The sequence below is a fragment of the Nonomuraea salmonea genome (assembly GCF_042428605.1).
Lineage (GTDB): Bacteria > Actinomycetota > Actinomycetes > Streptosporangiales > Streptosporangiaceae > Nonomuraea > Nonomuraea salmonea.
In genome coordinates this window covers 348,404-361,800 of record NZ_JBHMCF010000011.1, presented here as the reverse complement: position 1 = coordinate 361,800, position 13,397 = coordinate 348,404, and the positions used below count along the sequence as shown (strand labels likewise).

At 73.2% G+C, this 13,397-nt stretch carries 8 protein-coding genes; 6 read left to right on the top strand and 2 right to left on the bottom strand.

Annotated elements, in window-relative coordinates:
• Nucleotides 1-88: 88 nt before the first annotated feature.
• Both ACFFR3_RS12070 and ACFFR3_RS12065 read right to left on the bottom strand, forming a co-directional pair.
• Complete coding sequence (locus ACFFR3_RS12070) at nt 89-1,369, bottom strand: alpha/beta hydrolase (protein ID WP_364376996.1); 1,281 nt, start codon at nt 1,367-1,369, stop codon at nt 89-91.
• A gap of 408 nt (nt 1,370-1,777) precedes the next feature.
• Nucleotides 1,778-2,197: an SRPBCC family protein gene (locus ACFFR3_RS12065; RefSeq protein ID WP_364376998.1), complete on the bottom strand. Its 420-nt coding sequence runs from the start codon at nt 2,195-2,197 to the stop codon at nt 1,778-1,780.
• A 132-nt stretch (nt 2,198-2,329) separates the two neighbouring features.
• Between ACFFR3_RS12065 and ACFFR3_RS12060 the strand changes: the two genes are divergently transcribed.
• The 6 genes from ACFFR3_RS12060 to ACFFR3_RS12035 all read left to right on the top strand — a co-directional run bounded on the left by ACFFR3_RS12060 (nt 2,330) and on the right by ACFFR3_RS12035 (nt 13,382).
• Nucleotides 2,330-4,009, top strand: coding sequence for a TIGR02677 family protein (locus ACFFR3_RS12060; protein ID WP_364377000.1), 1,680 nt, complete (start codon nt 2,330-2,332; stop codon nt 4,007-4,009).
• A complete protein-coding gene (locus ACFFR3_RS12055; protein WP_379483116.1) occupies nt 4,006-5,298 on the top strand; it encodes a TIGR02678 family protein in 1,293 nt (430 codons plus the stop codon). Before ACFFR3_RS12060 ends, ACFFR3_RS12055 begins: the two co-directional genes overlap by 4 nt.
• Nucleotides 5,292-9,593: a TIGR02680 family protein gene (locus ACFFR3_RS12050; protein ID WP_379483115.1), complete on the top strand. Its 4,302-nt coding sequence runs from the start codon at nt 5,292-5,294 to the stop codon at nt 9,591-9,593. The genes ACFFR3_RS12055 and ACFFR3_RS12050 overlap by 7 nt, the downstream gene beginning before the upstream one ends.
• Before the next feature lie 216 nt (nt 9,594-9,809).
• Complete coding sequence (locus ACFFR3_RS12045) at nt 9,810-11,351, top strand: sugar ABC transporter ATP-binding protein (RefSeq protein ID WP_345402758.1); 1,542 nt, start codon at nt 9,810-9,812, stop codon at nt 11,349-11,351.
• The gene (locus ACFFR3_RS12040; RefSeq protein WP_364377008.1) at nt 11,348-12,355 is read left to right on the top strand and encodes an ABC transporter permease; all 1,008 of its coding nucleotides are present in this window, start codon (nt 11,348-11,350) and stop codon (nt 12,353-12,355) included. Before ACFFR3_RS12045 ends, ACFFR3_RS12040 begins: the two co-directional genes overlap by 4 nt.
• Entirely contained in the window at nt 12,348-13,382 is a 1,035-nt protein-coding gene (locus tag ACFFR3_RS12035) for an ABC transporter permease (protein WP_345402761.1), read from the top strand. Before ACFFR3_RS12040 ends, ACFFR3_RS12035 begins: the two co-directional genes overlap by 8 nt.
• Nucleotides 13,383-13,397 lie beyond the last annotated feature (15 nt).

Genomic DNA, 13,397 nt, shown 5'->3' with positions numbered 1-13,397 from the left:
TGACCCGAACGTCACCACTCCCACACCGAGGTGTGGTGTCACCTCATGCACCGGCCGCGGCACCCGCCTCGCGCGCCGTCCGTCCGCCTCAGGTGCTGGCCTTGGCCTGGGCCTTCGCGTGGGTCGTCGCGTCGGGGCGGCAGGTGCTCGGGCGCGGAGCCTTCGCCGTCAGCAGGTAGTCGTCCACCTTGCGGTCGAGGCAGGAGGAGCCCCTGCGGTAGCCGGTGTGGCCGTCGGCGTCGTTGGTCAGCAGCACGCCCTGCTCCAGCTGTTTGGCCAGCGCCTGCGCCTCCTTGTACGGCGTCGCCGGGTCACGCGTCGTGCCCACCACGACGATCGGCGGCGCCCCCTTGGCCTGCACCTTCGCCGGCGACCGCGAGCCCTTGACCGGCCAGAACGGGCACGGGCTCTCCGGATGGTCGACGCAGTTGATGGCCATCAGGGCCTCGAAGCTGTTGTCGTAGCGGCCGTTGGGCCGCCGCCCGTTGCTCTCGTCGGCGAGCTGCAGCAACTTCGTGCCGTCACCCTTGTACGCCTGTGCCAGCGCCTGCCGCAGCCGCGGCCAGGTCGCCGTCTGGTACATCGAGTACTCCACCGCGCTGCGCACGACGGCCTCGCTGACCTGGCGGGCGTCGTACTCGTTGCGCAGCGGCGACTGGTCGGCGCGGTCGTAGAGCCGGTCGAGCTTCTTCACCGCCGCCTTCACCGAGTGCCCCTTGAACGGGCAGTCCTTGGCCTTGAAGCAGTCGCGCAGGAACGACTCCGTGGCCACCTCGAACCCGCGGTCCTGGTCCTCGATGAAGTCCTCGGTGTCCTGCGACGGGTCCTCGGCGCCGTCGAGCACCATCGCCCGCACCCGCGTCGGGTACATGTCGGCGTACAGCGAGCCGAGGTAGGTGCCGTACGAGAAACCGAGGTACGTCAGCCGCTCGTCACCGAGAGCGGCGCGCATGACGTCCATGTCGCGGGCGACCTCGACCGTGCCCACATGGGCGAGCAGTTTCTTTCCCGACCGCTTGGCGCACGATTTTGCAAATGCTTTGTCCCACTTTTCCTGACGCTTTACCTCGGAGGCGGTGTCAGGAGTGGGATCGAGGGTGAAGTAAGAATCGAGGTCGAGGGATTTCATGCAGTGGATGGGTGCCGAACCGCCGACGCCGCGGGGGTCGAAGCTGACGACGTCGAAATGCTCCCTGATCGCGGGGGAGACGATGTCCTTGCTCTGCAGCAGCGTGTCGACGCCGGACGCGCCGGGGCCGCCGAAGTTGAGCACGATCGACCCGATCTTGCGTCCCGTCGCAGGCAGGCGGGCCATGCTGAGGCCGATCCTGTCGCCTTCCGGGTGCTTGTAGTCGAGCGGGACCGACAACTTCCCGCATTCATAGCCGTCGCCGCAGCGAGACCAGGCAAGGCGCTGTCCGTAGAATTCGCCAAGCCGTTCAGGCGCGGCGGCTCGGGCGTGGCCGGCGACACCGGTGAGGGTCAGCAGGCCGGCCAGGGCGGGCGTAATGAAACGGAATAGTCGTCGCATGTCTCAGGGGATGTAGGCAACGGATTTCCCGTTATTTATAGACGTTGCCCCAGATCGAGAGCAAGTGGGCAAAACACTCGAATTCCCGATCCGGAAAAAGATCTACTAACCGCCCGGGACCTCAAAAGCCCATTCCCCACGCCGGAATCCGCCCGCACACGGGCTTTCCCGCCCGCGCGATCGCGCCGCCGCGTGGACGCCGCGGGGACGTCCGTTCGGACGGCACGGAGATGGCTCGGTGACGGCTCAGCCGCCCCCGGAGACGCGGCGCTGCACCTCGTCGGCGAGGCTGTCGAGCGACCGGTCGAGCAGCCCGCGCACCTCGTCCGCCCGCGACCCGGACTCAGGCTCGTCGAGCAGGCTGATGTGCACCGTCACCTCACTGGTGCCGGCCGCGGAGTCGGACACCTGCAGCCAGCCCGAATAGCCGGGGTGGTCGCGCCCGCCCCACTCCACCCTCAGCTGCTCCTGGGAGACGCGGAACAACCCCTCGTGCTTGCCGGAACCGGGCACCAGGGAGCCGTCGGCCTCGAGCGTGCCGGGCCCCGCGTCGTGGACCGACAGCCCCTGCGGCAGCCACCGGTCCATGAGCCGCACATCGGACGCCACCCCGAACACCACCATGCTCTCCGCCGGCATCCCCCGCGTCGCCTCGAACTCCGCCATACCGTTACCCCCGGACCCCTGGCTTCCAATGCCAGCGCCGTACCCCCGTGATGTACGGGCAAACAGCGACCCCCGCGACGGTGTGTCCCGCTACGGTTGCGTCGGGTAATCGAGCGGCGAGGGGAGCGGGTGATGGCGGGCGCGCCACAGGTGCCGCCGGAGTTGTTCCGGTTCACCACGACGGAGCGGGCTGACCTGCACACGGCGGTCCTCTTCGCGTTCGGCGAGGCCGACGAGCGGCTGGAGACGGCGCTCACCGCCGACGAGGTGCGGGAGCGGCTGCGCTCGACCGGCTGCTACGCGCCGGTCGGCGAGCAGGACCTCGCCGGCACGCTCAAGCAGCTCGCCGGGTGGGGGCTGCTGGACGTGGTCTTCGACCACGCGGGCGGCTTCGCCACGGCGGAGGAGTACGAGCGCAGGAACCTCCAATACTCGCTCACCGGCCGCGGCGCGGCGGCCCTCGCCGGGATCCGGCACGCCATGGCCGCGCTCGACTCGGCGGGCGCACTGCAGACGGCGGTGCTGGACGCCATCGCCGCCCGCCTGGCCGAGCTGGACGAACTGCTGCGCGACCCCGACCCCGGCCGCAACCGCCGCGTCTTCGCCTGTTTGATGGAGCTGGAAGCTCACTTCGACGCCCTCCGCACCAACACCCGCCGCTTCAACGCCGGCCTGCAGCGCCTGCTACGCGCCGAGGGCACAGACCTGGCCACGTTCCACGAGGTGAAGACCGCCACGGTCGCCTACCTCCAGCAGTTCGTCACAGACCTGGAACAACGCACCGACACCATCACCACCCTCCTCCACCCCCTCACCGGAGGGGCCGACCACTCCGACCAGGGCGGCCGGCCCGGGGAGGTGGGTCCTGTTGGGGGCCGTGGGCGGGGTGATCTGGCTGCGTATGGCGGGCAGGGTGGGCGAGGTGGCCTGGCTGGGCACACCGGGCGGAGTGCCGCGGTGCTGCACGCGCGGGCCCTCGATGGGGCGGATCTGCCGAGGGTGCCGGGGGCTGATCACGCGACGCCGTGGCTGGCGGCGCGGGCGGCGCAGTGGGAGGGGCTGCTGGCGTGGTTCGCGCCTGAGGACGGGAGCGTGCCGCGGGTGCGGCGGCTGCACGACGTGGCGCGGCGGGCCATCGTCGTGCTGCTGCAGGTGCTCGACCGCATCACCGACGCCCGCCGCCGCTCGTCCAGCGCCGCCGCCGATTTCCGTACGCTGGCCCGCTGGTTCGCCGCCGCGCCCGGCGAGGACGACGCGCACCGGCTGTGGGACGCCGCGTTCGGGCTCGGCTCGGCCCGCCACGCCCACCTCGGCCACGCCGACGCCGAGCTGATCCCGGCCGGGGTGCCGTGGGCGGAGGCCGAGCCGGTCGAGGTGTCGGCGCTGCTGCGCTCGCGCGGACGTACCGAACGGATGGGCCGCACCGGCAGGGTCCGCGACGTCGCCGAGCTGCGCGCCGGACGGCGGGCCATGGCCGAGCGCGAGCGCGCCGAGCTGGAGGCCGCCTGGGCGGCGCTGGCCACGACGGGCCCGATCCGGCTGTCGCAGCTCGGCGAGCTCGACCACGACACCTTCGGCCGCCTGCTGGACCTGGTCGGCAGGGCGCTGGCCGAGCGCCCCGACCCGACCGGGTTCCGCCGGGCCGTCACCTCCGACGGCCGCGTGGAGATCGTCCTGCGAGCCCCCGACGACGCACCCACCGAACGGGAGGTGGCGGTGCTACGGACGTCCGAGGGCTGGTTCCGCAGCCCCGACTACCTCATCGACGTCCGCGCACCCGGCACCCTGCGCGAACGGGTGGTGGGCGCGTGAGCACCCTTGCCAACCAGCTCGTACGCGCCGAGAAGGAGGAGCTGGCCCGGGCCATCAGGACCCTGCTCGGACGTCCCCTGGTCTCCGCCCACGACGACCCGGCCGCCTTCGACCTGGTCAGGAAGCGGCGCGGGCCGTTGATCCAGTGGTTCGACTACTTCTGCGGCTGGCGGCTGGTCGTGGAGCCGCGTCAGGGGTACGCCCGGCTGGTCAAGGTCAGGTCGGAGGCCGGCGCCACCCGTCCGGCCAGGCGCCGCCGCACCACCAGGGCCCCGTTCGACCGCCGCCGCTACACGCTGCTCTGCCTGTGCGCGGCCGAGCTGCTCACCTCGCCCGTCACCACGATCGGCATGCTGGCCGGGCGGGTGGCGCAGGCGGCGGCGGTGGAGCCGGGCGTGCCCGCGTTCGAGCCGGTGCGGGGTGAGGAGCGCGCGGCGTTCGTGGACGCGGTCAAGCTGCTGGAGCACTACGGCGCGCTCGCCGCGATGGACGGCGTCACCGACGCCTACCTCGACGACGAGGACGCCAAGGTGCTCTACCGGGTGGACACGACCCGCGTCATCCGCCTCCTCGCCGCCCCGGTCCCCCCGTCCCGGGTGGCGGACACCTGGCGGGGCGGGACGGAAGAAGAGGCGCCCGAGGTGGGCTCGGGGCTGCGCGGGGTGGCTGGGGGCGGCTGGGAGTGGGGTGGCGCGGTGGTGGGGGAGCGGGGTGGGCCGCCGGATGCGCTGGTCGTCGAGGCGCGGTACGGCGCCGGCGAGCCCAGCGAGACCCAGCGCGCCCTGCACGCCCGCCACACCCTCATCCGCCGCCTGCTCGACGACCCCGTCGTCTACCGCGACGAGCTGACCCCGGCCCAGGCCGCCTACGCCGCCTCGCTGACCGGCCGCAGGCTGCTGCGCCGCGCGGCGGAGGAGGCCGGGTTCGTGCTGGAGGAGCGGGCCGAGGGGTTCCTGCTGGTCGATCCCGACGGGATCGCCACCGACAGCAGGTTCCCCGACGACGGCGGGCACGCCAAGGTGGCCGCCCTGCTCATGCTCGACCTGCTCGTCACGTCGGGCCCCGTCAGCGCGGCCCGGCTCGACGAGGAGGCCGCCGAGCTGCTGCGCCGCTTCCCGCAGTGGGCCAAGGCGTACCAGTCGGACGGCGGCGGGCCACGGCTGGCCGCCGACGCGCTTGAGGTGCTCGTCCGGTTCGGGCTCGCCCGCCGTACGGGTGACCGGGTCGCGGCCCTGCCCGCCGCGGCCCGCTACCGGGTCGATCGCGCGGCCGTACAGGAGGAATGTTGACCGTTACCGAGCTCGCCCCGCAGCGCGCCGCGCAGGGGATGGACGCCCGCTGGGTTCCGGTACGCGCCGGGATACTCAACGTCTGGCGCTACTACGACGAGGTGTTCGAGTTCCATCGGGGGCGGCTGCTGCTGCGCGGGCCCAACGGCAGCGGCAAGTCGAAGGTGCTGGAGCTGCTGCTGCCGTACCTGCTGGACGCCAGCCTGAAGCCGAGCAGGCTGTCCACGTTCGGCGGCGGCGAGCGCACCATGCACTGGAACCTCATGGGCGACGGCGCCGGCGGGGCCACCCGGGTGGGGTACGTGTGGCTGGAGTTCCGGCACGCCGACGGCCGCTGGTTCACCTGCGGGGCGCGGCTGCAGGCCACCGTCCACACCAAGAACGTCACCGCCGCGTACTTCACCACCGACGCCCGCGTGGACGCCCCCGACGGCATCAGGCTCGTCGGCGAGGGCGGCCAGCCGCTGACCAAGGCGCAGCTCATCGACGAGCTGGGCCCGTCGGGCACCGTGCACGAGAGCGCCGAGTCGTACCGCGACGTCGTGCGCAGGACCCTTTATCGCGAGCTGAACGAGCAGCGCTACGACTCGCTGCTCACCGCACTGCGCCAGCTCCGCACCCCCAAGCTGTCCGAACGCCTCGACCCGGGGCTGCTGTCCGACCTGCTGTCCAGCGCCCTGCCGCCGCTCGGCGAGGGCGAGATCCATGAGATCGCCGAGGGGTTCGAGCGGCTCGACCGGCAGCGCGAGGAGCTGCGGCGGCTCGACCGCGACGTGGAGGAGGCCGACCGGCTGGCCGAGCGGCAGCGCGGCTACGCCCAGCGTGTGCTGCGGGCCGCCGCCGCTGCCGTCACGTCGGCGTGGGAGCGGGTGGAGTCACTGGCCGCCGAGGTCATGGACCGGCGCGAGGCGCTCAAGGAGGCCGAACGCGAGCTCGCGGCCACGACCGTGCGGCTGGGGGAGGAGGAGGCCCAGGAGCTGGCCCTGGCCGCCCGGATCGACGGCCTCAAGGAGAGCGAGGCGTACCGGGAGGCCGGCGACCTCCACCGCCTCCGCAGCGAGGCCCAGGCAGCCCACGAGACGGCGGCCCGCCTCCGCGACCAGGCCGGCCAGGCGGCCGGGGAAGTCTCGGCCAGACAGGCCCACGCCGACCGCGCCGCCGCCGCGGCCCGCACAGCCGCCGCTTTGGCCGACCGCGCCCGCACGGAGGCCCACCACGCCGCCACCCGCGCCGGCCTCCTGTCCGTCCACGAGGAAGCAGCCGGCCGCGTCGGCGTCGGGTCCGTTCACGAGGAAGCAGCCGGCCGCGTCGGTGTCGGGTCCGTTCACGAGGAGGCGGCCGGCACCGGCGGGGGTCGCACGGGACTGCCGTCCGGCCACGCCGGCGGTCGCGCCGGGTTCCCCTCCGCCGCGGAAGCGGCGGACGGCGCCGCCGGTCGTGCGGGACTCCCTTCCGGCAATGCCGACCATCCCTCCGGCCTCGCCACCGACGGTGGCGGACGACTGTCCGCTTCTGAAGGGGCGGGACGCGTCGTCCCCGTCTCCGTCCATGAGCTGGGGGAGGCGGAGGCGCTTGTGCGGCGGGGGAGGGAGCTGCTGCGGGCGGCCGTCAGTAGCAGGGCCGGGCAGATCAGGGAGGTCAGGGCGGGGGCGATCGCCCACGAGGAGGCTGTGGGGCGGCGGAGCACGGCCGAGCGGGATCGTGACGAGGCGCGTGACGATCTGGCCGCTGCTCAGGAGAGTCGTGAACGGGCTGAGCGGGTGCGGGACGAGCGGGCTCGTGACCTGGCCGCCGCGCTGGGCGACTGGGCCGGCGGGTGTGCGCAGCTTCAGCTTGATCCTGCCACGCTGGCCGGCCTGGCCGAGGCCTGCGAGCGGGCCGACGACCTCGTGAGCACGGCGCGGACGATGGCCGCCGTCGAGCTGGCGGCTCGGGAGCAGCAGCTGACCGGCCTGCGTGACCGGCTGGCCGGCGAGCGGGCCGAGCTGGCTCAGGAGCGGGAGCGGCTCAGCGATCAGACGGCGATCGAGCCGCCCGCCTCGCCCACCCGCACCGCCGCCGGGCGGCTGGCCCGGCCTGGGCTGCCGTTGTGGCGAGCGGTGGCGTTCAGGTCAGGGCTCGACCCGGTCGCGCAGGCGGGGGTGGAGGCGGCGCTGGAGGCGTCCGGGTTGCTCGGCCTGTGGCTGCGTCCGGACGGCGGGTTCGACGCGGGCGAGCACGACGCGTTCGCGGTCGCCGCCCTGGCCCGCCCGGCCCCCGGCTACAGCCTGGCCCACGTGCTGCTCACCGAGGCGGACTCGCCGGTCCCGGCGGACGCCGTGCTGGGCGGCATCGCGTTCGCGCCCACCGCGATCGGCGTCGACCACCCGGCCGTGATCGGCGCCGACGGCACCTGGCGGCTCGGCCCCGCGGCGGGCCGCTGGGTCAAGCCGGAGCCCGCCTACATCGGCGCGACCGCCAGGGAGCGGGCCAGGCGGCGCCGTGTCGCCGAGCTGGACGACCGGCTGGGCGAGCTGGCCGGGCGGATCGCCGAGTGCGACCACCTGCTCGCCGTGGTGGACGCCGACCGCGACACGCTGGCCGCCGAGCTGCGGCGCAGGCCCGACAGGCGGCCGTACGCGGAGTCCGTCCAGGCGCTCGACGACGCGGAACGCAAGGTGGCGCTGCTGGAGGACCGGCTGCGCGCGTACGAGGAGCGGCTGCACGAGCGCGAGCAGGACGTGGCGCGGTCGCTGCGCCGCCTGACCGAGCTGGCCGACCGGCACGCGCTGCCCGCGGCGCCGTCCGCGCTGGACAACCTGGAGCAGGCGCTGCGCACCGCCGAGACGACCGGCGCCGTCTGGCACGACCGCCGCGCCGACGCCCGCGCCGCCGCCGAGCACGCCAGGCTGGCCGCCGAGACCGCCGCCCAGTACGAGCGGCTCGCCCTCGACGCCGTCGAACGCGCCGAGCGGGCCGCGTCCGCCGCGGTCGTGCTGGCCGAGCGGCTGGCCGCGATCGAGGGTACGGCCGGCGCCGAGCAGCACGAGGTGCTCGCCATGCTCCAGGAGTCCCAGGCCGCCTACCAGGACTGCCGCCGCGCCATCAAGCAGATCAACGACGGCCTGGCCAGGCTCAACGCCCGTCTGGGCCGCCTCAGGGGCGAGCTGTCCACCGCCGAGGACCGGCACGCCGAGGCCGCGCAGGCGCGCGACGGGGCCTCGGACCGCTTCCGCCGCCTGGCCTCCGGCCACCTGCCGGCCGACGCGGGCGTGACACTGGAGCCGACCTCGGAAGCCGGGCCGGTGCTGGAGGCGGCGACGGTGGTGGCGGAGCGGCTGGGGGCTGTGCCGCATGAGGGCAAGCAGGTCAGGGAGGCTGAGGCGCGGTTGCGGGATGCCGTGCATCGTGCCAGGGAGGCGCTGGGCGGGCGGGCGGAGCTGGAGCTGACGCCCGACGACGACGTGCAGGTGCTGACCGCGACCGTCAACGGGGTGCGGGCCGGGGCGGCGGCGCTGGGCAGAGTCCTGCACCAGGAGCGGGACGCGCGGCGGCGGGACATCACCGAGGCCGAGCGTGACCTGTTCGACCGCACGCTGGCCGGCGACACGCGCCGGCATCTCGCCGACCGCATCAGGCAGGCGACGGCGCTGGTGGAGGCGATGAACCAGCGGCTCGAACGGGTCCGCACCGCCTCCAAGGTGGCGGTGCGGCTGGTGTGGCAGGTCGATCCCACGCAGTCGCCCGGCACCCGCGCCGCCCGCGACCTGCTGCTGCGTGACCCGGCCGGGCTGAGCGAGGCCGACAAGGAGGCCCTGTACGTCTTCTTCAGGGACCGCGTCGAGGAGGCCAGGGCCGACGACTCGTCGGCGAGCTGGGAGGACCAGCTCATGAAGGTCCTCGACTACACCGCCTGGCACCGCTTCGTGGTCAAGCTGGACAGGGGCGACGGCCAGGGCTGGCAGGACCTGACGCGCAAGCTGCACGGCGCCCTGTCGGGCGGGGAGAAGGCGATCGCGCTGCACCTGCCGCTGTTCGCCGCCGTGGCCGCGCACTACCTGACCGATCCGGGCTGCCCGCGCTTCATCCTGCTGGACGAGGTGTTCGTGGGGGTGGACAGGGCGAACCGCGGCCAGGTGTTCGACCTGCTGGTGAACCTGGGCCTGGATCTGGTGCTGACGTCCGACCACGAGTGGTGTGAGTACCGCGAGCTGGACGGCATCGCCATCCACCAGCTCATCACGGGGGACGGCGACGACGCGGTGACGACGGCCAGGTTCGTGTGGAACGGCTACCGGACGATCCCATCCGAGTGAGCGAGCCGAGTGAGCGAGCCGAGTAAGCGCGTACGTCCCGGATGAGCGCTGGATGTCCGGAAGCGCGGCCTCCGCGCGACCGGTTGGTGTCTAAATCGTTTTAGAAATTTTATGCCCGGATCCAAGTCGCGTACCGGCAGTATTGACACGTAACTCCCCGCCGTTTTACGTTCTGGACACATTAAAACGTTTCGCCTGAACGGCGCCGGAGGGCGTATGAGTGAATCTCCTCCCATCCTGTCGCTCCGCGATGTCAGCAAGTCCTTCGGCGCGGTCCGTGCCCTGTCGGGCGTGCGGCTCGACCTGTACGCCGGCGAGGCGCACGGCCTGGTGGGAGAGAACGGGGCGGGAAAGTCGACGCTGGTGAAGGTCCTCGCCGGCGCCCACCCGGCCGACGCCGGCACGCTGACCGTGGACGGGAAGGAGCTGGCGCTCTCGGGCCCCGCCGACGCCCAGGCCGCCGGAATAGCCGTGATTTATCAGGAACCGACCCTCTTTCCGGATTTGTCGGTTTCCGAGAACATCTTCATGAGCCGCCAGCCATTACGCGGCCTGCGCCGCATCGACGCCAAGGCCATGCGCGCGGCCACGTCCGAGCTGTTCGCCAGGCTCGGCGTCGGGCTCGACCCCGACCGGCCCGCCCGCGGCCTGTCCATCGCCGACCAGCAGCTCGTCGAGATCGCCAAGGCGCTCGCGTTCGACGCCCGCGTCCTCGTCATGGACGAGCCCACCGCGGCGCTCTCCGGCGTCGAGGTCGAGCGGCTGTTCTCGGTCGTCGGGTCGCTGCGCGAGGCGGGCGCGGCGGTGCTGTTCATCTCCCACCGCTTCGACGAGATCTTCACCCTCTGCAAGCGGATCACGGTGCTGCGCGACGGCCGCTGGGTCTCCACCGACCCGGCCACCGGCCTCACCGTCGAGGAGCTGGTCCGCAGGATGGTCGGCCGCGAGGTGTCCGCGCTCTATCCGAAGACGGCGGCGGACGTGGGCCACCCCCGCCTCGAGGTACGCGGCCTGACCAGGCACGGCGTCTTCGAGGACGTCTCGTTCACCGTGCGCGGCGGCGAGATCGTGGCGCTGGCCGGGCTCGTCGGGGCCGGGCGCAGCGAGGTCGCGCGAGCCGTGTTCGGCGTGGACAGGCCCGACGCCGGCGAGGTGACCGTCGAGGGCAGGACGCTGCCGCCCGGCGACACCGCCGCCGCCATCGCCGCGGGGCTGGCCCTCGTCCCCGAGGACCGCCGCCAGCAGGGCCTGGTCATGGAGCTGTCGGTGGCACGCAACGCCACCCTCACCAGGCGCTGGTCGCTGAGCAGGCTCGGGCTGCTGTTCGGCGGCGCCGAGCGGGCCGCGGCCCGCACCTGGAGCGAGCGCCTCCAGGTCAAGACCGCCCGCCTCACCGACCCCGTCTCCACCCTGTCGGGCGGCAACCAGCAGAAGGTGGTGCTGGCCAAGTGGCTGTCCACCGAGCCGCGCGTGCTCATCGTGGACGAGCCCACCCGCGGCATCGACGTCGGCACCAAGGCCGAGGTGCACCGGCTGCTGTCGGAGCTGGCCGGGCAGGGCGTCGCGGTGCTGATGATCTCCAGTGAGCTGCCCGAGGTGCTGGGCATGGCCGACCGCGTGCTCGTCATGCACGAGGGCAGGCTGGTGGCCGACATCCCCCGTACGCGGGCCGACGAGGAGTCGGTGATGCTGGCCGCGACAGGACAGGCGACAGGACAGGCGGCAGGACGGGCGACAGGACAGGGCGGCACCGCATGACCGCCGTCACAGGGGGAACCCGGCTCGTGCACCGGGTGTTCGTGATCAGAGAGCTGGGCATCGCCGCCGCGCTGGTGCTGCTCGTGGCCGTGACCGTGCTGGTCAACCCGCGCTTCCTGACCGCGCAGGGCATCAAGGACCTGCTGCTCGGCTCGACCATCCTCGCCGTGCTCGCCGTCGGGCAGAGCATCGTCGTCATCACCCGCAACGTGGACCTGTCGGTCGGGTCGGTGCTGGGGCTGTCGGCGTTCGCGACGGGCAGCCTGTTCGTGGCGAACCCCGGCCTGCCGATCCCGGTGGCGCTGGCGGCCGGTGTGCTGCTCGGCGCCGTCTGCGGGGCCGTGAACGGCGCGCTCATCGCCGCCGCCCGCGTCCCCGCGCTCGTGGTGACGCTCGGCACCCTGTACGTCTTCCGCGGCGTCGACTACACCTGGGCCACCGGCCGCCAGATCAACGCCGCCGACATGCCGCCCGGCTTCCTCCGGATGGGCAGCGCGACCCTGCTGGGGGTGCCGGTGCTGGCGCTGTTCGCGGTGGTGGTGCTGGTGGCCGCCGGCTACTACCTGCGGACGTACCGCAGCGGCAGGGAGCTGTACGCCATCGGCTCCAGCCCGCCCGCCGCCCGCCTCGCGGGCATCCCGGTGGGCCGGCGGGTGTTCACCGCGTTCGTCGTCTCCGGCGCGCTCGCGGGCCTGGCCGGCGTCCTGTACGCGGCCCGCTTCGGCACCCTCGACGCCAACGCGGGCAACGGCTTCGAGCTGAACGTGGTGGCCGCCGTCGTGGTCGGCGGCGTGGCCATCTTCGGCGGCAGCGGCTCGGTCTACGGCGCCGCGCTCGGCGCGGTGCTGCTCACCACGATCAGCAGCGCGCTGCCGGTGCTCGGGGTGAGCCCGTTCTGGCAGCGGGCCGCCGTCGGCGCGCTCATCCTGGCCGCGATCGGCCTGGACCGCGCGCTGGCCGTCCGGATGGCCAGGACGTTGCGAGGAAGGAGCGGCCGTGGCTGAGGCGGTACGAGACGGCGCGGGCAGCAAGGCGGGGAGCGGCGCGATGAGGCGGGTGCGGGCGGTGGCCGGGTCCTGGGACGCCGTGCTCGTCGTGGCCCTGATCCTGGTCGTCGCGATCGGCGCGCTCGGCATCGAAGGCGTGGCCAGCCCGCGCTTCTGGCGGTTCGTCACGCTGGAGGTCATCCCGATCGCGCTCATCGCGCTCCCCATGACCCTGGTGATCATCACCGGCGAGATCGACCTGTCGGTGGCCAGCATCCTCGGCCTGACCTGCACCGTCATGGGCCAGCTCTGGCTGTGGGGCGTCACCTCGCTGCCCGTGGTGATCGTGCTCTGCCTGCTGCTCGGGGCGCTGCTCGGCGCGGTCAACGGGCTGTTCGTGACCGGTTTCGGGCTGCCGTCGCTGGCGGTGACGATCGGCACGCTCGCGTTGTACCGGGGCCTGGGGTACGTCGTGCTCGGCGACCAGGCGGTGGCCGACTACCCGCCCGAGTGGACGACGGGCGCGATCGCCGCCATCCCCGGGCTGACCATCCCGTGGATGATCATCATGGTCGCCGCCCTGGCGATCGTCTTCGCGCTCGTGCTGCACGCCACCCCGATCGGCCGCGGCCTGTACGCCATCGGCAACAACGCCGAGGCCGCCCGCTTCACCGGCATCGGCGTGGCCCGCACGAAGTTCTGGCTGTTCGTCGCCACCGGCGCCATGTCGTCGCTGGCCGGCGTCTTCTGGACGCTGCGCTTCGCCAGCGCCCGCGCCGACAACGGCATGGGCCTCGAACTCGCCGTGGTGGCCGCGGTGCTGCTCGGCGGCGTGTCCATCTTCGGCGGGCGCGGCGGGCTGCTCGGCGTCATCGCCGCCGTCATCCTGCTCGGCACGCTGCGCAACGCGCTGCAGCTCGCGTACGTGCCGGCCAACACCCTGACCATCATCACCGGATCCCTGCTCATCGTCTCCGTAGTGGGACCCAACGTCGCCGGCATGGTGCGCGAGCGGTTGCGCCGGCGACGATCCGTCACCCCCTGACCGCGATCGCGGGCC

Bases quoted from the DNA above. Each gene is read 5' to 3' on its own strand.
- ACFFR3_RS12065 (WP_364376998.1), bottom strand. From the start codon at position 2,197: ATGGCGGAGTTCGAGGCGACGCGGGGGATGCCGGCGGAGAGCATGGTG.
- ACFFR3_RS12060 (WP_364377000.1), top strand. From the start codon at position 2,330: ATGGCGGGCGCGCCACAGGTGCCGCCGGAGTTGTTCCGGTTCACCACG.
- ACFFR3_RS12050 (WP_379483115.1), top strand. From the start codon at position 5,292: ATGTTGACCGTTACCGAGCTCGCCCCGCAGCGCGCCGCGCAGGGGATG.
- ACFFR3_RS12045 (WP_345402758.1), top strand. From the start codon at position 9,810: ATGAGTGAATCTCCTCCCATCCTGTCGCTCCGCGATGTCAGCAAGTCC.
- ACFFR3_RS12040 (WP_364377008.1), top strand. From the start codon at position 11,348: ATGACCGCCGTCACAGGGGGAACCCGGCTCGTGCACCGGGTGTTCGTG.